This is a genomic window from Aeromonas sp. CU5 (assembly GCF_002586745.1).
GTDB lineage: Bacteria > Pseudomonadota > Gammaproteobacteria > Enterobacterales > Aeromonadaceae > Aeromonas > Aeromonas sobria.
In genome coordinates this window covers 428573-449607 of the sequence record NZ_CP023817.1, presented here as the reverse complement: position 1 = coordinate 449607, position 21035 = coordinate 428573, and the positions used below count along the sequence as shown (strand labels likewise).

At 58.4% G+C, this 21035-nt stretch carries 14 protein-coding genes; 8 read left to right on the top strand and 6 right to left on the bottom strand.

The annotated features are described in order from the left end of the window. Positions 1–179: 179 nt before the first annotated feature. Positions 180–1187, bottom strand: coding sequence for a protease SohB (gene sohB / locus CK911_RS02010; protein ID WP_098968806.1), 1008 nt, complete (start codon positions 1185–1187; stop codon positions 180–182). A 222-nt stretch (positions 1188–1409) separates the two neighbouring features. Between sohB and CK911_RS02005 the strand changes: the two genes are divergently transcribed. Together CK911_RS02005 and CK911_RS02000 are read left to right on the top strand one after the other, a co-directional pair. Continuing rightward, complete coding sequence (locus tag CK911_RS02005; RefSeq protein ID WP_098968805.1) at positions 1410–2165, top strand: YciK family oxidoreductase; 756 nt, start codon at positions 1410–1412, stop codon at positions 2163–2165. Positions 2166–2341: 176 nt separating this feature from the next. Next, positions 2342–3256, top strand: coding sequence for a LysR family transcriptional regulator (locus CK911_RS02000; RefSeq protein ID WP_098968804.1), 915 nt, complete (start codon positions 2342–2344; stop codon positions 3254–3256). Positions 3257–3270: 14 nt separating this feature from the next. Here CK911_RS02000 and CK911_RS01995 read toward each other — a convergent pair whose 3' ends face one another. After that, positions 3271–4443 (bottom strand): MFS transporter, encoded by a 1173-nt coding sequence (locus CK911_RS01995; protein ID WP_098968803.1) that lies wholly within the window; start codon positions 4441–4443, stop codon positions 3271–3273. A 204-nt stretch (positions 4444–4647) separates the two neighbouring features. Here CK911_RS01995 and CK911_RS01990 point away from each other — a divergent pair, with 204 nt between their 5' ends. Both CK911_RS01990 and CK911_RS01985 read left to right on the top strand, forming a co-directional pair. Beyond that, positions 4648–5793 carry a MalY/PatB family protein gene (locus CK911_RS01990; RefSeq protein WP_098968802.1) on the top strand — a complete coding sequence of 382 codons (1146 nt, stop codon included), beginning with the start codon at positions 4648–4650 and terminating at the stop codon, positions 5791–5793. Positions 5794–5875: 82 nt separating this feature from the next. After that, positions 5876–7324 carry a TAXI family TRAP transporter solute-binding subunit gene (locus CK911_RS01985; protein ID WP_098968801.1) on the top strand — a complete coding sequence of 483 codons (1449 nt, stop codon included), beginning with the start codon at positions 5876–5878 and terminating at the stop codon, positions 7322–7324. 129 nt (positions 7325–7453) lie between these two features. Here the strand turns inward: CK911_RS01985 and CK911_RS01980 are convergent, their stop codons facing one another. Next, entirely contained in the window at positions 7454–8368 is a 915-nt protein-coding gene (locus CK911_RS01980; RefSeq protein WP_042020581.1) for a LysR family transcriptional regulator, read from the bottom strand. 170 nt (positions 8369–8538) lie between these two features. Here CK911_RS01980 and CK911_RS01975 point away from each other — a divergent pair, with 170 nt between their 5' ends. The 3 genes from CK911_RS01975 to CK911_RS21060 all read left to right on the top strand — a co-directional run bounded on the left by CK911_RS01975 (position 8539) and on the right by CK911_RS21060 (position 12380). Beyond that, entirely contained in the window at positions 8539–9795 is a 1257-nt protein-coding gene (locus CK911_RS01975) for an adenylosuccinate synthetase (RefSeq protein ID WP_042020579.1), read from the top strand. Positions 9796–10420: 625 nt separating this feature from the next. Next, positions 10421–11686, top strand: a complete 1266-nt coding sequence (locus CK911_RS01970; RefSeq protein ID WP_216640689.1) for a reverse transcriptase family protein — start codon at positions 10421–10423, stop codon at positions 11684–11686. Beyond that, positions 11679–12380, top strand: a complete 702-nt coding sequence (locus tag CK911_RS21060) for a retron Ec48 family effector membrane protein (protein WP_157774515.1) — start codon at positions 11679–11681, stop codon at positions 12378–12380. The genes CK911_RS01970 and CK911_RS21060 overlap by 8 nt, the downstream gene beginning before the upstream one ends. A gap of 61 nt (positions 12381–12441) precedes the next feature. On the opposite strand, the gene CK911_RS01960 is transcribed toward CK911_RS21060, so the two are convergent. The 3 genes from CK911_RS01960 to CK911_RS01950 form a co-directional block, all read right to left on the bottom strand. Then, a complete protein-coding gene (locus tag CK911_RS01960) occupies positions 12442–14892 on the bottom strand; it encodes a YgiQ family radical SAM protein (RefSeq protein WP_098968799.1) in 2451 nt (816 codons plus the stop codon). A gap of 220 nt (positions 14893–15112) precedes the next feature. Continuing rightward, positions 15113–18229 (bottom strand): efflux RND transporter permease subunit, encoded by a 3117-nt coding sequence (locus CK911_RS01955; RefSeq protein ID WP_098968798.1) that lies wholly within the window; start codon positions 18227–18229, stop codon positions 15113–15115. Then, positions 18229–19278: an efflux RND transporter periplasmic adaptor subunit gene (locus tag CK911_RS01950; protein ID WP_172953938.1), complete on the bottom strand. Its 1050-nt coding sequence runs from the start codon at positions 19276–19278 to the stop codon at positions 18229–18231. Before CK911_RS01950 ends, CK911_RS01955 begins: the two co-directional genes overlap by 1 nt. A 198-nt stretch (positions 19279–19476) precedes the next feature. On the opposite strand from CK911_RS01950, the gene CK911_RS01945 reads away from it, so the two are divergent. Further along, positions 19477–21012, top strand: a complete 1536-nt coding sequence (locus tag CK911_RS01945) for a diguanylate cyclase (protein ID WP_098968796.1) — start codon at positions 19477–19479, stop codon at positions 21010–21012. Positions 21013–21035 lie beyond the last annotated feature (23 nt).

The following is a 21035-nucleotide window of genomic DNA, read 5'->3' as shown; positions in this document are numbered from 1 at the left end:
GCGGTTACCACAAGATCCTTCATTAAACGGGGAAAGCATTCAGTTGTAACAGAGGGCTTCAATAGAAACAATGCTCGCTCACCATCAAGGTGCAGCCAGATATAAAAAGGCCAGCCGGTGGGTACCGGCTGGCCTTTTTGTCGCGGGATTCCCCTCGGGCTAACGCCAGAGGGCCGGGCTTAGCGCCAGGGGCTCTGTTGCCACAGGCGGCCTAATCCCGCCTCCAGCGCCTGCGCACCCTGCTGCCCCAGCTTCTGGGTCAGGCTTTTTGGCTTGCGATAGCTGATGCCGATCACCTTGTGGTGGCTGGCCTGCGCCAGCAGGTAGTCATCGCTGGTGCAAAGGGTATCCACCAGCCCCAACCCCTTGGCCTGACTCGCCAACCAGTGCTCACCGGTCGTAACCTGATCGATATCGAGTTGCGGGCGGTGCTCGGCCACAAAGGCCTTGAAGCGCTCGTGGATCGCCGTCAGCTCCTCGCGAAACTTCTCGCGCCCCAGATCGTCGTTCTCACCGAACATGGTGATGGTGCGCTTGTACTGACCGGCCGTGTGCATCTCAAATTCGATGTCGTGCTTTTTCAGCAACTTGTTGAAGTTCGGCAGCTGGGCGATCACCCCGATGGAGCCGACGATGGCAAAGGGGGCCGCCAGGATCTGATCCGCCACACAGGCCATCATGTAGCCGCCGCTCGCCGCCACCTTGTCGATGGCCACGGTGAGTTTGATGTCACGATCGCGCAGACGCTGCAGCTGGGAGGCAGCCAAGCCGTAACCGTGCACCACGCCGCCACCGGATTCGAGCCGCAGCAGCACCTCGTCGCCGGGCTGGGCCACGCCGATCACCGCGCTCACCTCTTCGCGCAGGGAGGCCACCTCTTTGGCATCCATGCTGCCGTTAAAATCGATCACGAACAGACGACTGCGCTCATCACCCGCCTTGGCACGCTTTTTCTGCTCCTCTTTCTGCTGCTTTTCCAGCACCTTGCGCTCAGCCTTGCTGGCAAGCGCGCTCTTGAGCGCAAACTGCCCCTGCTCCAGCTCGCTCGAGAGATCGGTCACCACCAGCTCTCCCTTGCGCGCTTTCGGCTGGCGAGTGCTGACGATCATCAGGATGATGGCGCCGATGGCCAGCAGGAAAGTCACTGTCTTGGCCAGAAACAGGCCATATTCGGTCAGAAATGTCACGATGGACTCCAGAATGGATCGGTTTTCGTCACATTCTAGGGAGTTTGGCGGATGCGCGCAAAAAATCGCAGTCAGCGTGCCGAAAAACCAACTGTACCATCACAACCTCTCTATTTTGTTCACATTTTTCTTGTCGCTAGCTGGTCAAACAGGCGCGCGGATCAGTACACTTGGCGCCGATTGCCATGCACTTATGGCCGGAATTTGTTAACAGGAGTTGTCATGCTCGATTATCAGGCGCCCCGCGATCTGCTCAAGGATAAAGTCATTCTGGTCACCGGTGCCGGCGACGGGATCGGCCGCGAAGCCGCCCTCACTTACGCCGCCCACGGTGCCACCGTGATCCTGCTCGGCCGCACCAGCGCCAAACTCGAAGCCGTGTATGACCAGATTGAAGCCGCCGGTTATCCGCTGCCCGCCATCGTACCGGTGGATCTGAAAGGGGCCACCGCCGCCCACTACCGTGGCATGGCCGAAACCTTCGCCCAGCAGTTTGGCCGCCTCGATGGCGTGCTGTTCAACGCCGGTCTGCTCGGCACCCTCTCTCCGTTTGAACATATTCAGGAGAAGGAGTGGGACGAGGTGATGCAGGTCAACGTCAAATCGGAATTCCTGCTGACCCAGGCGCTGCTGCCACTGCTGCGCCAGACCGCCAAGGCACAGGGCGATGCCTCCATCGTCTACACCTCCTCCAGCGTGGGGCGCAAAGGGCGCGCCTACTGGGGTACCTATGCCATCTCCAAATTCGCCATCGAGGGGATGATGGAAGTGCTGGCCGACGAGCTGGAGAACACCAACGTGCGGGTCAACACCCTCAACCCGGGCGGTACCCGCACCAAGATGCGCGCCAGCGCCTTCCCGGCGGAAGATCCCTTGCACCTCAAGACCCCGGCCGACCTGATGCCGCTCTACCTCTACCTGATGGGGTCAGACAGCCGCGGCAAAACCGGCCAGACTTTTGTGGCCCAGCCGAAATAAACAGGTGGCGCAGCCCAAATAAGCAGGTAGCGCAGCCTAAATAAACAAGTTGCGTGGCCCAGCCCAAATAAATCAATAAAATACCCAGAGTGTTGTGCCGCAGGGATTAAATTGAATAGGGAGCTCCGGCTCCCTGTAGCAGCCCCTGACCATCCTATCTCCAATCAGGTTGAATTATGTTTCGTCCCAAGAGCACGTTTGAGCAATGGCGGATCTTTCAGGCGGTAGTCGATTGTGGCGGCTACGCCCAGGCGGCTGAGGCGCTGAACAAGAGCCAGTCCTCCCTCAATCATGCGGTTGCGAAGTTGCAGCAGAGTCTGGGAGTGCCCTTGCTGGAGGTGCGCGGTCGCAAGGCGGTGCTGACCCCGGCGGGAGAGATCTTCCTCAAGCGGGCTCGTCAGTTGAGCCAGCAGGTGGAAGAGCTGGAGAATCTGGCCAACAATTTAGAGCGTCATTGGGAGCCGCAGATCAACCTCTATGTCTCGGCGTTGCAGCCAAGGGATCGCCTCTATCGGGCGCTGGCCAGCTTCTATCCCCGCAGCCGGGGTTGCCGGGTCAATCTGCACGAACGTATTCACTGCCACTTCAATGCCCTGCAACCGGGGGACCTGATGCTCTCCGAGCACCTGCCCGGCGATCGGGCAGGCCTGCCGCTGGACGAGGTATGCCTGCTACCCCTCTGCGCCGCCAGCCATCCGCTGGCACAGGAGAAGGGCGCGATCCGCAGCGATGTGCTGATCGGCCACAACCAGATAAGCCTGCATCCCCCCATTCACCGCTCGGTAGACTGGAACGATGCGGATGACATCGGCTGGAAGGCCACCCACTACCACGAAGTGACCGCCATGCTGCGCCTCGGCCTTGGCTACGCCTGGCTGCCGCACCATCTGGTGGAGCGGGAGCTGGCGGAAGGCTCGCTGGTACAGCTGGATCTGGAAAGTGGCAACGAGCGCCACCTCTACACCTATCTGCTGACCCTTTCCCCCGAATCCCTCGGCCCCGCTACCGAACTGCTGCTGCGCTGCCTGCGCAACGAATATCAGAGTGAGTCATCGCCGCTCCCGCACGCCCAGCCCCAGCACGGCAAATAACAGCTAACCCCCCGTCAGACGTTGGGCACCCGCCAGCAGGCGGCCAGTGCCACCAGCGCCAATACCAGTGCCACCATAAAGACCCCGTGAAAACTCCACACCTCCGCCACCACACCGGCGATGGCCCCCGCCATGATGGAACCGGTACGGATGCTGTTGGCAAACAGGGTGGTCGCCACCCCGGCCCGTCCCGGCATCAGATCCTGAAAGTAAGACATGCCGATCCCTGCCACGATACCGATGAAAATGGCATTGAATAGTTGCAGCCCAATCAGGGCGTATTGATCAGTGAGGGTCACCAGTCCGGTATAAAAAAAAGCGCCGGACAGCACCGCCAGCAACATCATGGGACGTTTGCCAAAGCGGGCCGTGTAGTAACCCGCCAGCAGCATGAAGGGGATCTCCAACGCCGCGGCCGTGCCCATCAAGATACCTGCCAGTTTCTCCTCCAACCCCAGCTCGCGGGTGATGTAAAGCGGCATATTGATGAGGTACATGCTGTTGCAGGTCCACATCAGGGTGGAGGCGATAAAGAGCGCCCGCACCGCCGGATCCCGCCAGCTGCTGACCCGCTCGGTCTCTTCAGACATTTTGGGTAGCGGCAGGGAGGGCAACCAGCGCCACACCACCAACGCGCAAAGCAGATAGGCCAGCGCCGAGGCAAGGTACATCAGCTCGAAGCCATAGCCGATGGCCAGCGCAAAGGCGATGGGTGGGCCTATGACCCAGGCCAGCGAAAATTGAGCCCGCATCACCGAGCTGAACATGTCTGCCCGCTTGTTACGGCTGTCAGAATACTCCCGCGCCAGGGCAAACAGCTGTGGGCTGGCGGTGGCCGCCAATGCCGCCAGCAACACCCCCAGACTCGCCAATAACCAGTAGTTGCGGTTCCAGGCAAACAGCAGAGAAAGGGCCACACCGGCAAAACAGCAGCGCAGGATCAGTCGCTTGCGATCCCCCTTGTTGTCGGAGCGATGACCCAGCCACTGGGTGACCAGAATGCCCACCACCGCATTGATGGTGTAAAAGAGCCCGACCAGCACCGGGCGCACCTGCACCTCCTCGGCCAGAAACAGGCTCAAGGTCGGCACCTGCAGCGCCACCGCGACGCCGGTCATGAAGGTCACCGCCAGAAATGAAAGGGACACCGGATCCGGACGTTTTACCGCCGCTATCGACAAGCTCATTGCGTTACCACTGATTGGAAGGAAAAAGGCGGGCCAACTGACTACGGCCGTATAAAATAGCGGCACATATCTTATGTCATTATCAAGAGCAGGCTCAAGGTTTGCCCAAGGATTACCTCAGCTGGCATGGGACTGTGTACGCCTTGCGACTCGGGCCGTGACCCCGTAGAGTGAACCCCCATCCGACCAGCACAAGGAGTTCGCATGTTTGATTTTGATCGGGAAATAGAGCGCAGTGGCACCATGAGTCTGAAGTGGGACAAGTACAAGGATCAGGATGTGCTGCCCATGTGGGTTGCCGACACCGACTTTGCCTCCCCCCCTGCGGTGGTCGAGGCGCTGACCGCCCGGGTTGCCCACGGCATTTTTGGCTACTCGCGCCCCTCGCCGCGCCTGATCGAACTCATTATCGAACGGATGGCGACCCGCTATGGCTGGGCAATCGAGCCCGAATGGCTGGTGTTCCTGCCGGGCGTGGTGCCCGGGCTCAACCTCGCCTGCAAAGCGTGGAGCCAGCATGGCCGCGGCATTATCACTCCCAAGCCGGTCTATTACCCCTTCTTGCAGGCCCCCGGTTTCAACGACCGTCCGCTGCTCACCGTGCCGATGATTGAAGAGGCGGGCCGCTGGGTGCTGGATCTGGCAGAGCTGGAGCGTCAGGCCCCCGCTGCGGATCTGCTGCTGCTCTGCAACCCCCACAACCCGGGCGGCACCATCTTCACCCGTGACGAACTGCTGGCCATCGACGCCATCGCCGCGCGCCACAATCTGGTGATCTGCTCCGATGAAATCCACTGCGATCTGCTGCTGGATAAACATGCCCGCCACATTCCCTACTGCGCCATCAGTCCAGAAGCTGCCGAACGCTGCGCGGTGATGATGGCCCCGAGCAAGACCTTCAATATCGCCGGTCTGTGCTGCTCCTTCGCCATCATCCCCAACGCCCGTCTGCGCTTTAGGCTGCAACAGGCGATGCGCGGCATCAGCGCCGATGTCAACCTGCTGGGCTTTGTCGCCGCCGAAGCGGCCTATGAAGGTGGCGAGCAGTGGCTGACCGAGCAGCTCGACTATCTGGCGGCCAATCTGGCCCTGATCCAGCAGGCTGTTGCCCGCTGGCCCGGCGTCAAGCTGGCCAGCCATCAGGCCACTTATCTGGCCTGGATCGATGTGAGCGCCCTTGGCCTTGCCGACCCCATCGCCTTCTTCGAGCAGGCCGGAGTCGGTCTCTCACCGGGTGCCCAATTTGGCGACGGCCAGTTCGTGCGGCTCAACTTCGGCTGCACCAGGGCACGGCTGACCGACGCGCTGGCGCGAATGGAAGGGGCGATCCTCAACCACTGCAAGCCCTAGTCAGCTGCAACGGGATGGGGTCAACCCCATCCTTTGTTACCCGGCATCGTCAGCCACAGCTCAACTCAGTTAACGGTCAATTATGTCTCTACGGATCTTGCGTCACCTTATTCTCCCCCTCTGTGCGCTACCTGCGCTGCTCCCCCTGAGCAGCCAGGCACTGACCATAGGCACCGGCCCGCTCAATGGCGTCTACTACCCGACTGGCGGTGCCATCTGCCGGGTGCTCAATGCCGGCCATGCCCTGCATGGGGATAGCTGCACCGTGCAGAGCACCCGTGGCTCAATGGCCAACCTCAAGGCGTTGAACAAGGGGGAAGTACAGCTGGCGCTGGTGCAGTCCGATGTGTTGCATCACGCCCTGCACGGCAGCGGCCCGTTCAGCGGACAGGGCGCCAACCATGAGCTGCGCAGTCTGTTTCGTCTCTATCAGGAGTCGCTGACCCTGCTGGCAGCTCCCAATAGCGGCATCACCACCCTGGCGGATATCGAAGGGAAGCGGGTCTATCCGGGCAACCCTGGCACCGGTGAACAGATCACCAGCAAGGCCCTGATGGCGGCCATGGGGTGGCAGCCCGGGCAGTTTGTCGCCTACCAACTCAAGTCGAACAGTGAACCACTGGAAGGGCTGTGTGATGGCTCGCTGGATGCCGCCTTTGTGGTCGAGGGTCATCCCAGCCTCTCTATTGGCGATCTCATCAATCGCTGCAAAGTTCGCCTCATCCCCATCGAAGGGGAACAGGTCGACAAGCTGCTCAAACGTCATCCCTACTACCAGCGCAGCCGCATCGCGGCCAACCTCTATCCGGGGCAGACCAGCTCTCTCAACAATATAGGGATGAGCGCCGAACTGGTGACGCTGGACAGCTTGCCGGACCCCATTGTGCGTACCGTGCGCGATACCCTGCTGACCCGAGTCAAGCAGTTCAGCCGCCTCCATCCAGCCCTGAGTAAAGTGACTCCCGAGCAGTTGCAGGCCCAAACCGAGCTGCCTTTGCACCCGGGGATGTCGGATCAGCCACCCGAGCCGTTATCACTGACCCCCGAGCAATTAGCGCCAGAACAGTTAACAGCGGCGCCGTTGACCTCAGGTGCAGAGCAAACGGCGGCACAGGCCAGTGCCGCCGAAGGGACGGCAGCCCTTCCCGACATCCCTTCGGATGCCACCGCCACCAGCAGCGCAGCACTGGCCACCGGGAGCACAGCGCTAACCACCGAGAGCGCCCCCTTGCCCGAGGCCACTCTCGAGGTTACCCCTGAGCTGACAACGCCAGCCACCGAGGTTGCGACCAACGCCAGCCTGATCCCCCCGGCCTCCGCCGCTGCGCCAACCGCTCCTGCTGTATCGGCAGCGGTATCGGCAGCCGTTTCGACCCAGTTGCAGACGAGCGCCGCGTCGGCAACCGTGTCACAAGCGCAGGAAACGCAGCCCACGGCCAGCGGCGCGGTTGCTAGCGAAACCCCACCGCAGGATAAAACTGACGCACCCCTCTCACCCGCCACCAGCGCAGCAGCGCCGCTGCAACCCTGAATCGGGCAGCACAGAGAAATGCATCAGGGCAGCCTCGGCTGCCCTGATTGTGAGTGCCCACTTGCGCTAATTGGCTTGTGACTTGTGACAATTGGCTTGTAGATATTGTCGCGCAACCTGACTGCCCTGCTACTGCGCCCCACCCCGGGTCAGATAGGGATTGGGCTTCTGGATCTCCTCCTCCACCCAGTGCAGCAACTGCTTGATGGCCCGCGACAGCACCTGATTCTGGCGCACCACATAGCCCAGACTGGTGCCGGGAAAATCACTCAAGCTGGTGACTGGCGCGGTCAGGTTGAGGCGCGGATGCAGGGAAAAATCCGGCACTATGGCGACGCCAAAGCCAGCCTCGGCCCAATCGAGCTGGGCATCCACGCTGCCCACCTCCATGATGCGGCAAGGGGGCAACGCCAGCAGCGGCAAGGACGGATCGATCACCGCCCGGGTACGGGTGTCATGACCCAACAAGATCAGGGTCGGCTCATCGAGGGGATCGCTCTCCCCCGCGATGGCTCGCTCTTGCCAACGTGCCAGCCCGTGGCCCAGCGCACACCAGGTCACCTGCTGCAGCTCGGTATAGAACAGCGGCTCGCTGCGCTTTTGCGCCATCACGAAGCCCAGATCCGCCTTGCCCGCCTTGACCAGCTCGGCGGCCTGATCCGAGGTGGTGTTGAACAGGGTGAGATCGATGCCGGGAAACTCCCGCTTGAAGCGCTGGAACGGCTGGATCAACAACAGCCGGGAGATAATGTCGCTGGCGGCGATGGCCAGCGTGCCCTGACTCAACTGGTTGAGGGCATTGAGATCGGACTGACAAAGCTGCAGCTCGGCGATGGTGCGCTCGGCGCTTTGCAGCAAGCGCTCCCCTGCCTGCGTCAGCCGAAACGGGCTGCGCTCGATCAGCCGCACCCGGGTCGCCTGCTCCAGCCGCTTGAGATGCAGGCTGACATTGGGCTGGGTCATGTGCAGCTCGGTGGCGGTTTGGCCAAAATGTTGCAATCTGGCCAGGGTGACAAAGGTTTGCAGCCAGTGAATATCCAGCATAAGAGTCCCTCAACCCGCTATTGACGCGGTCTGCACGGCAAAATTGGGCCGTTTGCCGCTTAATTGGTCACCATTATATGGCTTTCTTATCGGAATTATAAAAATAATTAATTTTTCTAATCCGCATCAGGCTCCTAGGATGGACGCCTAACGTCTTAGGAGAAAGAGTCATGTCGTCTATCGTAGTCGTAGGTGCTAACTGGGGTGATGAAGGCAAAGGCCGCATCGTTGATTATCTGGCAGGTCAAGCTGGCGCCAGCATTCGCTTCCAGGGCGGCAACAACGCTGGCCACACCGTGGTCAACGATCTTGGCACATTCAAGCTGCACCAAATCCCCAGTGGCGTATTCAGCCCGGATTGCCTGGTTGTTCTCGGCCCTGGCATGGTGATCAGCCCAGAGAAACTGACCGTTGAGCTTGATGAAGTCAAAGCCTCCGGCGTGACTCCGAAGCTGGCAATCTCTGATCGCGCAACCCTCTGCCTGCCGCTGCACGCGCTGGAAGATACCCTGGAAGAGCTGCGTCTGGGCGATGGCGCCTATGGCTCTACCCGTCAAGGTATTGCTCCTGCCTACGGTGATCGCGTAATGAAGAAAGCGATCCTGGTTGGCTGGCTGAAGCAGCCGGACGTACTGGTCGAGCGCATCCAGTTCATGCTGGACTGGAAACTGCCGCAGATGAAGGCTATCTATCCGACCTTCGAATTCACCCAGACCGCCCAGGAGATGGCCGACTGGCTGCTGGAAGTCTCTGCCCCGTGGATCGACGCCGTGTGCAACGTCAGCATGCCGCTCAAAGCGCTGCAGGCTGAAGGCAAGACCCTGCTGTTCGAAGCGCAGCTGGGTGCTGGCCGTGACCTCATCTATGGTGAGTACCCATGGGTCACCTCCTCCCACGTTTCCGGTGCTTATGCCGGTATCGGTGGCGGCCTGCCGGCACTGCGCCCAGAGCGCATCATCGCCGTGGCCAAGGCATTCAGCTCCTCTGTCGGTACCGGCACCCTGCTGACCGCCATGGAGAACCAAGACGAGTTCCGCAAGATCACCAACGAGTTCGGTGCCACCACCGGTCGTCCCCGTGACGTTGGCTACTTCGATGCCGTCGCCACCAAGAACGGTGTTGAGCTGCAAGCGGCGACTGAAGTTGCCCTGACCAAGCTGGACTGCCTGACCGGCCTGCCGGATCTGAAGATCTGCGTCGCTTATGAAGGTGCTCACACCGAGAACCCGATCTGGCCACAGACTGCAGCTCTCAAGCCTGTCTATGAAGTGATGGAAAGCTGGAGCGAAGACATCACCGGCTGCCGCACCTTCGAAAGCCTGCCTAAAGCCGCTCAGAACTACGTGCTGCGCATTGAAGCACTGCTGGGTGTGCCGGTTCCGATGGTTTCCGTCGGCCCGGGCCGTGACGAGATGATCCTGCGCTAAGCAGCCCTCTCATCGTCAAACAAAAAACCGGCATCCATGATGCCGGTTTTTTTATGGCTGCTATTTAGCTCTCGCCCTTGAGTCACCCGATGCTCACCCGATGCAATGGCGCAAGCCGAGCGCCCGGCACTGCCAGATCAACGTTGGGCTTCACTTCGTTTCGCACCAACCTACGATTTTTAACCCAACATACGGGATGACGGCGCTGACGGCGGCAATAAAAAAGTGCGGTCAAAAATGTAGGTGTCTCAGATTCCCTCTTTACCCAGATTTTGTTCTTTTCATCATCGATTCCGAGATCTACATCAATTTTTGTACATATTGAGCTTTAAACCATGAATCAAAGCAACTAACTCATTGACCCAACTGAGCACTTTGTTTAGAGTCTGCAACGCACGAGCGTATCGCTCTGTATGCTGCACCCGATGTAAACGCCAGTAGCATTAGCCTTTGAAATATAGGGCGCCTGCTTAGTTGCAGGCTATTTCGCCGGCTCACCCTCCGCCGTCTCCAAAAGAGACTGTAGCCTGCGGTAATTGGCATTGGTTCGAAAAGAGATGGCAGAAGCTATTGGTTTTCGGGGTAGGCATCATCTCTTTTTATCCCCTGGAGTTATGGGGCAACCATGTCAATTTTACTCACCATGACTAAAAAAACGCCCTTCTTGGCTCCACAAAAGCCGACCCTCAAGACTGACAAGAAAATTGCTTCCTTAGCTAATTTATTGACAGCCCTAGGCTTGGATGAATCCGAGCTCCTCAGCGCCCTTTCGATGACATATCTAGAAAGATATACGCCTAAAAAAGTACCAAAGAGTAGTGGAGGAGAAAGAACTGTTCATATACCTCATCCATTAATAAAGAAAATACAACGAAGAATAAATAATAGAATATTTTCAAAAATTGTTATTTGGCCATATTATTTATTTGGTTCTGTTCCATCTGAGATTGATGTTCTCTATGAGAATGAGTTACTAAAACGTGACTACATAAGTTGCGCTCAGCAGCATTGCAAAGCAAAAAGCATATTAAAATATGATATTGAAAATTTCTTTGATCATATTCATTACGATTTAGTATATGAAATATTCACCAAATTCTTTAAATACGATCATGAAGTTTCTAGAATATTAAGTGATTTATGCTGCATTGATGGTGAGGAAGGCAATCATATTGTTCAAGGTGCACCAACATCTAGCTATTTAGCATGCTTATGTTTATGGGACGTTGAGTGCAATATTATAAAGCGTCTAGAAAGGAAAAATTTGGTATACACAAGGTTAGTCGATGATATTACTGTATCATCTAAAATACATGACTATAACTTTGAAAATGCCAAAAAGACCATCGAAGATATGATACATGGAAAAGATTTTCCAATAAACAAAGAAAAATCAAGAACCTTTAATATTTCTAATGAGCCACTATCTGTCCATGGTTTGAGAGTTAATTTTAATACGCCAAGGCTGCCTTCCGATGAAGTTGGCAGAATTAGAGCATCAGTAAAAAATATTGAATTAAGAGCAGCAACCAATAATTTTAGAACAAGTAAAGCGTATCGAAAAGCATTTGAAAGATGTTTGGGACGAGTTCATAAATTAGCTCGTGTAGGCCATGAGGCACATATCAAGCTGAAAGAGCGTCTACGTAAAATAAAACCACTTCCTTCACCGAAGGATGTTAATAAAGTAAAGCATTATGTAGACCGACTAGAAGTAATCGCCAAAACTGGCTGTGATAATATCAAATATTCACGCTCATATCATATAACCATGTATTATCTTAATATAGTATACAGAACCGAAAAATACAGACCATTAGTTTCAGAATTAAGATCGCGATTGCATGCAATAGCTCCAAGTAAGGAAGAGAAAGGAACTTACTTTGACTAAAATAAACATGAAAAACTTTATTTTCTTTATTCTTGTTATTGCAGGAGTAGTAACTGTATGCTTTTTATTTTCTCTTGCTGCCATAATCGTCAATGACTTGTACTACAAGTCATTTTGCTTTTCTTCAGAATGCTATGCTTTTGCCTTTAAAAAAATAGAACCTGCAACACAAATCCTATTGGCAGGCGGTTGGTTTTTAACCCTGTTTGGTACTTTAGGTGGCGCCTTAATAGCACTAACTAGTTATCTAACCAGCATCAAACACAATGCTTTCAACAATCACCTTAGTCATATAAGATTATTTTCTGATTTTGTAAATACTGAGTTAACAAAACACTCAGGCATATCAAAAAACAAAATAGATGTTTTTCATTGGTATAATTCAATATTTCCAGACTCCTCAAATGGAAATATGGAAGTATCCAAGGATTATTATAAGAACATAGATTATATCGCTCTAGAGGTTCTTACATCAAATAACACTATTATAGAAAAAGCCAATATATATATAATGGATCATCAAAAAAGGGTATTACCTAAGATTGAGGCTGTTTTTGGCACACAAATAGATGTACTTCCTAAAAACGACTATATAAAGGTTGAGTCAGAAATATTCATGTTTATAGATAAAGTCAACAAGACATTCACAAATAGCTCCGTTTCATTATCTAGTCAAAAACGCTTATATACATAGAAATAAAAAGGCGACCATCCGGTCGCCTTTTTATTTCCAACACATTCCCAATCAGGAAATATCACCGAGCCGGTCGTTTAGCGCCATTTCCTTTGGCTGCAGGCTTGCCGCCCTGAGTGGCGGGTTTGGCACCCGGCTTGACCGAGCCAGCGCGGGTCGGCGCTTTGCCCTTGTGAGCGGGTTTCCCCTGCCCTGTCGGTTTAGCATCTGGAGCGGCGGGCTTGCCGTTGCCAGCCCCTTTTTGCAGCTGGCCACCCACAGGTTTGCCATTGCCCGCCTTGCCGCCATGTTTGCTGGCCGCCGGGGCATTAGCTGCGCCAGCCTCGCTGCGGGCGGCACTGTTGCCACGTCCTTTGCTCTGGCCATTAGCGGCCTTGTTGCCCGCACCATTACCACCATTGCCACGCTGGTGACTGATGTTGCTGTGGCGAGTCAGGGCCGGTTTTAGCCCCTTGTTGGTGCTGCGCGAGGCCACCGCCTCACCACGCCCTTCCGCTGGCACCAGACAGCCGGGGCCGTTGCCGATCAGGTGGCCCTTGCCCATGGCTAGCAGGGCTTCGCGGATCATCGGCCAACCGGCAGGATCGTGGTAGCGCAGCAGCGCCTTGTGCAGGCGACGACGGCGCTCACCCTTGACCACGAACACATCGCCACCGGTGCGGCTCACCTTGTTGAGCGGGTTTTTCTCGGTGTAATACATGGTGGTGGCGTTGGCCAGCGGCGACGGGTAGAAGTTCTGCACCTGATCGAGCTTGAAGCGGTTCTCTTTAACCCACAGCGCCATATTCACCATGTCTTCATCGGTAGTGCCCGGGTGGGCAGAGATGAAGTAGGGGATCAGGTACTGCTGTTTGCCCGCCTCTTTCGAGTATTTATCGAACAGCTCCTTGAACTGGTAGTAGCTGCCCATGCCCGGCTTCATCATCTTGGAGAGCGGCCCCTCCTCGGTGTGTTCCGGCGCGATCTTGAGGTAGCCGCCAACGTGGTACTTGGCCAGCTCCTTGATATAACGGGGATCTTCTACCGCGATGTCGTAACGCACCCCGGAGGCGATCAGGATCTTCTTGATCCCCTTGAGGTCACGGGCCTTGCGATAGAGGTTGATGGTCGGGGTGTGGTCGGTGTCCATGTGGGCGCAGATGGTGGGCCAGACACAGGAGGCGCGACGACAGGTCTGCTCGGCCTTGGGGCTCTGGCAGCGCAGCTTGTACATGTTAGCGGTGGGGCCACCGAGATCCGAGATGACGCCGGTAAAGCCGGGCACCTTGTCGCGGATATCTTCGATCTCTTTGAGGATCGACTCTTCCGAGCGGCTCTGGATGATGCGCCCTTCGTGCTCGGTGATGGAGCAGAAGGAGCAGCCGCCAAAGCAGCCGCGCATGATGTTGACCGAGGTCTTGATCATCTCAAACGCCGGGATCTTCTCGTTGCCATAGGCCGGGTGCGGCACCCGCTGGTAGGGCAGGCCGAACACGCCATCCATCTCGTCGGTTTCCAGCGGGAAGGCAGGCGGGTTGACCCAGATGATGCGATCACCGTGGGCCTGCGACAGGGCGCGGGCACAGCCGGGGTTGGTCTCGTGGTGCAGAATGCGCGAGGCGTGGGCGTAGAGCACCTTGTCCTCTTTGACCCGCTCGAACGCCGGCAGCTTGACATAGGTCAGCTCCCACGGCTTGGGCTTGGGCGGCTGCACCAGCACCGGCTGGGCCTCTTGGGCGGCAGGGGCCGCGTCGGTGGCGTCGTCCGAGCAGGGGGCTCCTTCCATATAGGGGTTCATGATGGGATCGATGCGGCCAATCTGGTCGAGCTTGCTCGAATCCACCCCTTTCCAGCCCGGCAGCGGCTCCTTGCGGATCACGGCGGTGCCGCGAATGTCCTGCATGGTGTCGATGCTCTCCCCCGCTGCGATGCGGTGGGCCACCTCGATCAGCGGCCGCTCGGCGTTGCCGTAAATCAGGATATCGGCCTTGGCATCGAGCAGGATGGAGCGGCGGATGGTCTCTGACCAGTAGTCGTAGTGGGCGATGCGGCGCAGGGAGGCCTCGATGCCGCCGATCAGCACCGGCACCTCTTTGAACGCCTCTTTGCAGCGCTGGGTATAGACCAGGGTGGCGCGATCCGGCCGCTTGCCGCCCACATCCCCCGGGGTGTAGGCGTCGTCGTGGCGCAGCTTTTTATCGGAGGTGTAGCGGTTGATCATGGAGTCCATGTTGCCCGCGGTGACCCCGAAGAAGAGGTTCGGTTTGCCCAGACGCATAAAGTCATCCTTCGATGACCAGTCCGGCTGGGCGATGATGCCGACCCGAAAACCCTGGGATTCCAGCATGCGGCCAATCACCGCCATACCGAAGCTCGGGTGATCCACATAGGCATCCCCGGTCACCAGAATGACGTCGCAGCTGTCCCAACCCAGCTTGTCCATCTCTTTGCGGGACATGGGCAGGAAGGGCGCCGTGCCGTAGCACTCGGCCCAATAGCGGGGATAGGAGAAAAGGTTGGGTACCGGCTGCATTTTGAACACCTGGAAAAATTCGGGTCGCGCATTATACCGGTTGCGGCCAAGGGGAGCGATGGCTTTTTGTCCCTATAGATACCGCGGAATAGGCTGCCGCCAGCAATAGCAAGGGCGCCCGCAGGCGCCCTTGTGATGATGAGGCTGATAACTGGCCCCGCTTGGGTTCAAGCCAAGATTCAGGTCAGAGTTCAAGTGAGAGTTCAGGCCAAGGCGCTGATCAGAGCGCCGGAGGGTGCGACTCCCCTGCCCCTTTGACGGCCAGCGCTTCGTCTACCTGCTGATCCCGCGCCCCTGTCATTCCGGCGTGGCGCGCCAGCAGATGGTAGATGGCGGGCACCACCAGCAGGGTGACCAAAGTTGCCAACGACAGCCCGAAGAACACTACTGTGCCCACCGCCATCCGGCTCTCGTAACCGGCCCCCATGGAGAGCATCAGCGGCACCGCACCGATAATGGCGGTCAGCGAGGTCATCAGGATCGGGCGCAGACGGCGCACCGAGCCTGCGATGATCGCCTCCTCGAACCCTTCGCCGCGCTGGCGCAGCTGGTTGATGAACTCGACGATCAGGATGCCGTTCTTGGTCACCATGCCGATCAGCATGATCATCCCGATCTGGCTGTAGATACTCATCTCCTGCCCCGTTAGCCACAAGCCCAAGAGGCCACCGAAAATGCCGAGCGGCACCGTCACCATCACCACCGCCGGGGTCAGGGTGCTCTCGAACTGGGCCACCAACACCAGATAGACCACCAGCAGGGCGAGGCCAAAGACCAGCACCATCTCCCCCTGATTGTCGCGGTAATCCTTGGAATCACCGGCGTAATCCACCGTCATGCCGGTAGGCAAATTGGCGTTGGCCCAGCCATCGAGAAAATCGAGGGCCTCGCCCAGGGTGTGATCCGGGTGTACGTCGGCGGTCAGGGTGATCGCCTTCTGCCGCTGGTAGTGGTTGAGGCGGTTGGCGGTCGCCACCTGCTTGACGGTGGCCAGGGTGGTGAGACTCACCATCTCGCCGTTGGCGGCCTTCAGGTAGATGCGGCCAAGATCCGAGATGCCGTTGAACTCGGTCTGGTTGCCGCGCAGATAGACGTCATACTCCTCGCCCCTGTCCACATAGGTGGTCTTGCTCGCCCCGCCCAGCAAGGTCTGCAAGCTATTGGCAACGGTGGAGACCGGAATGCCAAGCTGGCTGGCGCTGTCGCGATTGATGGTCACCTGCAGCTCGGGGGTCTTCTCGGCATAGTCGAGATCCGGGCTCAGCATCAGGCCGCTGGCCAGTGCCGCCTTTTGCAGTGCCAACCCTTGCTGGTAGAGCTCGCCATAGTCGTTACCCTGCAGCACAAACTGTACCGGCGCGGTGGAGCCGCCCCGGAAACCGGGCTGGAAGGTGCGGATCATCACATCGGGAATGCCGGAGAGCTTGGCGCCGAGCGAACGGGAAAACTCAGTGGCAGTGACGTCGCGATCGGCCCAGTCGGTGAGCTGGATGATCACCATACCGGTCTGATCGCCGCCACGGCCAAAGGCGGGTGTACTGAAGCTCAGCGCCTGCACCACCCCTTTGCCGAGCATCGGCATGATGGCGGACTCCACCTGCTGCATGTTGCGCTTCATCCGCTCGATGCTGGTCCCCTCTGCCCCCTTGACGAAGACATAGATGACACCGCGATCCTCGGTGGGGGTGAGGCTGGTCGGCAGCTGGGTAAAGAGGGCACCGATACCGCCCAGACAGAGCAGCAACAGCAACGGCATCCAGCGGGAGCGACGCAGCACCCAACCCAGCAGGTGGCGATAATGCCCCTCCAGCCAACCGAGCCCGCGATCGAGCCCGGCGGTCAGCCGGTTCGGTTTATCGAGCGGGCGCATCAGCCAGGAGCCCATGGCCGGGGTGAGAGTCAGCGCCACCAGCGAGGAGCAGAGCACCGCGAGCGAAAGCAGGATCGCAAACTCGGTAAAGAGCCGCCCCACCATGCCATCCATAAAGGCGATGGGGACAAACACCATCACCAGCACAGCGGTGGTGGCGATCACCGCAAAGCCCACCTCGCGGGTGCCGTGCCAGGCGGCCAGCAGCGGTGGTTCACCCCGCTGCAGATGGTGGTGGATGTTCTCCACCACCACGATGGCATCATCCACCACCAAGCCGATGGCCAGAATCAGCGCCAGCAGGGTGATGAGGTTGATGGAAAAGCCAAAGTACCAGGCGCCGATAAAGGCGGAGATCAGGGATACCGGCACAGTGATCGCCGGGATCAGCGTGGTGCGGGCCTGCCCGAGGAACAGATAGAGCACCGCCACCACCAGCACGGCGCAGATGGCCAGGGTCTCGTACACCTCGTCGATGGCCTGCTTGATAAAGATGGTGGAGTCGTAATCCACCTCGAGCACGGCCCCCTCCGGCAGGAAGCGCTGCATCTCACCGAGTTTTTTCTCGATCCCCTGCGCCACCGCCAGCGGGTTGGCGGTGGACTGGGCGACGATACCGATACCCAGACTCTCTTTACCGTTGCGCTGATAGGCGCTGTCTTCGTTCTTGGCCCCTACCTCCACGTCGGCGATATCGGCCAGATAGACGCTCTGGCCGTTGGCGGCTGTGGTGACTTGCAGTTGCTGGAAATCTTCCGCGGTGTGGTAGAGACGGGCGATCTGCACCGCCATGGTCATGGAGTTGTTGCGGATTTCGCCACCCGGCAGCTCGATGTTCTCCCGTTTGAGGGCATCTTCCACATCCGCCACAGTGATGCCACGGGCCGCCATGTCGGCGGGCCGCAGCCGCACATACATCACCTGGGTCAGGTCACCGGAGAGCGCCACTTCGCTCACTCCGTCCACCAGACTCAGGGGGTCGACCAGCACGCGGTTGGCGTAGTCGGTCATGGCGGTGCGATCCATCTGGCTGCTGCTGAAGTTGAGCCAGATCGCCACGTCGCCACTGCCGCTGTCCTTGGTCACCAGCGGCTCGTCCACGTCATCGGGCAGCCGTGGCCGGGCGCGGGAAAGGGCATCGCGCACATCGGAGATCCCCTCCACCATGTTCCAGCCAAGCTTGAACTCGACGGTGATCATCGAGCGCCCCTTGCGGGTCATGGAGTTGATGTTCTTGATGCCGCTGATGCCGGAGAGCTGATCCTCAATGGGCTTGGTGACCTGACTCTCCATCACCGAGGGGGCCGCCCCCTCATAGGTGGTGGTGATGGAGACCGACGGGGTCTGCACATCGGGCATCTCCCGCACCGTCAACTTGGAAAAAGCCACCAGCCCGAACACGGTGAGCAGGGCGCTGAGCACTACCGCCACCAGCGGGCGGCGTACTGAAATATCGGAGAGCCACATCAGCCGTTCACCTCGGCCAGATCGCGCACCTGCACCCCATCACGCAGATTGACCAAGCCCTCGACCACGATGCGATCGCCGACTTTCAGCCCCTCGGTGACCCAGACGGTCTCCCCTTCGGTCTCGCCGAGCACCACAGGCACCCGCTTGACCCGGCCATCGGCCTCGAGACGGTAAACAAAACGCTGCTCACCGGCATACTCCACCGACTGGGCGGGGATCAGAGTGAGCTGCTGGGCAGGCAGTGCCAGCGCCACGTTGAGCAGCATGCCCGGCCGCAACTGGCCGCTGCCATTGGGGATCATCACCCGCGCCTTGATGTTCTGGGTATCGTTGGAAACGCGGCTATCGAGGGTGGTGAGGGTGCCGCTAAAGTGCTGATCCGGCCAGGCGGTACTGGTGGCGGTGACCGCCATGCCCGGTCGCAGCAGGGAGAGGTAACGCTCCGGCACCGCCAGATCGAGGCGCAGTTTGTCGATCTCATCCAGATGAAGCAGGGTATCGCCACTGTTGACCAACGCCCCTTCGCTGAGATCAATCAGGCTCACGGTGCCGGCAAAGGGCGCCCGCAAGGTGCGCAGGGATAGCTCATAACGGGCGGCATCGAGCCGCGCCTGCACCTGCGCCACCATGGCCTCCTGCCCATCCAGCAGAGATTGGGTCACGGCGCCACGGGCGACCAGTTTACGCATCTCCCCCAGCTTGCGATTTTCATCCCGCAGGCTGGCACTCTGCTCGGCCACCGCCGCCTGCTGCTTGCCGGTATCCAGCGCAATCAGGGTATCGCCCTGATTGACCTGCTGACCCGACTGCACCGCAATCTTGACGATGCGACCGGTCACCTCGGGGCTGATCACCACCGAATTGTTGGCAACCAGTTTGCCCACCAGTTTAAGGGTCGGCTCGGCCAAGCTCTGCGCGACCTTTTGGCTACGAATATTGACCTCTCTGGTCGGGGCTTTGGCGGCGGGTTGGCTGTGGCGCATCGTCCAGACAGCAGCCATCACAATCAAGAAAAGGCCCACACCGAGCCAGATACGCATTTTCATCGAACGATCCATGAAGAGTTGGAAGGTAAATCCAGATTGGGGCCATTTTAGCCCCATACTATGCCGTAACTATGTATAAATGTGACAAAACGTAACAGGAGTGGGGCGAGATCACTGCGCTTTGTGTAGTTCAGTTTGTTTTCAGTCTTCTTCACATACACTAACGACACTTTTCTTCGCAAACACAGATCCCTGCCTATGCCGATGATGTCCGACCGAACCGCCCTCTCACGCCTGACCCTGTTGCTGCTGGCACTGGTCATCCTGCTGGTTGGTCTGACCCTGCGGCAAAGCCTGAAACAGATAGAACGCCTCTACCAGAGCGATACCCTCAACAGCGCCATCTACCTGCGGGACCAGTTCAAGCAGACCGAGGTATTTCTGGAGGCGATGCGCGGTCAGGCCGAGGAGCGACTGCGCAGCGACCCCCAGTCGGTGCTGACCCGCCAGCTCTATGGCCACATCGAGGCACTGCCGGATGGACTGGCACTGGACACGCTCCCCGCAAACCTGCCCGCGGGGCTGGCTGGCAACCTCACCGGTACGGGGCCACTGCCGCTACCGGGCAGCGAGCGGGAGGCGCGCATTCATCTGGCCTTAAGCCTCTCCCCCTTGCTGGCCACCGCCAGCCAGCGCCTGGGCAACGAGATCGCCTGGGTCTACTTCACCGGCATCGACAACTTTATCTACCTCTACCCCTGGCAACCCTCCAGCCGGTTTCGCTTCTACCCCTCCATCTACCGGAAGAGCTTCTGGCAAGATGCGCTGGCGGCCACCAACCCGGACAAGAAGACAGTCCTCTCGCGCCCTTACGATGACTTTATCGGGCTCGGCCCCATGGTCACCATGTCCCAACCCCTCTATAAGGACGGCACACTGGTGGGGATGATCAGCATGGATGTGCTGCTCGCCCGCCTGCAACAACAACTCGACAAACTGACCCCGGCACTGGGGGAGTACCTGCTGCTCAATCAGTACCATCAGGTGCTGGCCAGCAGTGCACAGCAGCCCGTGCTGCCGCAAAATCCCGAGCCAACCGGCGAATATCAATGGCGACAAGGGGCATGTCAGCTGACTCTGGCCATTCCCGATACCCCCTTGCGGCTGGTGCACAGCGTTACCCTGCTGCCGCTGGTGTGGGCCATGATCTGCCAGTCCGCCCCGACCCTGCTCGCCATCCTCTTTATGCTGCTGGCGGCCCTCTCCAACTTGAGATCCCATCGCCTCAATCAGCAGCTCAACTACCTCTCCTGCCACGATGCGCTCACCGGCGCCTTCAACCGCCACTATCTGGCGCGACTGGAGCAGTCGGGCGAGCTGACGCGACAGCGGCCGGGGATCCTGATGTTCGATGCGGATCACTTCAAACGGGTCAACGACAACTTCGGCCATGCGGTGGGCGATATGGTGCTGATCCGGCTGGTGCAGCTCTGTCAGCAACAGCTAAGAAAACAAGACTGCCTGATCCGCTGGGGCGGCGAAGAGTTTTTGCTGCTGGTCAACGATTGCAACGAAACGCAGCTCGCCGACATGGCGGAGCGGCTCAGAACAGCCGTGGCCGGTAATGACTGGGCAGCCATTGAACCTGCACTGGCGGTAACCATCAGCCTCGGCTATCACCCCCACGCAGATGGCACCCCGCTCCAGGAGGCGGTGCGCCGTGCCGACGAGGCGCTCTATCAGGCCAAGGCCAACGGCCGCAACCGCAGCGAAAAATGGCAGGGTGACGCCTGATGGCTCTCGACGTAAGCTGATGG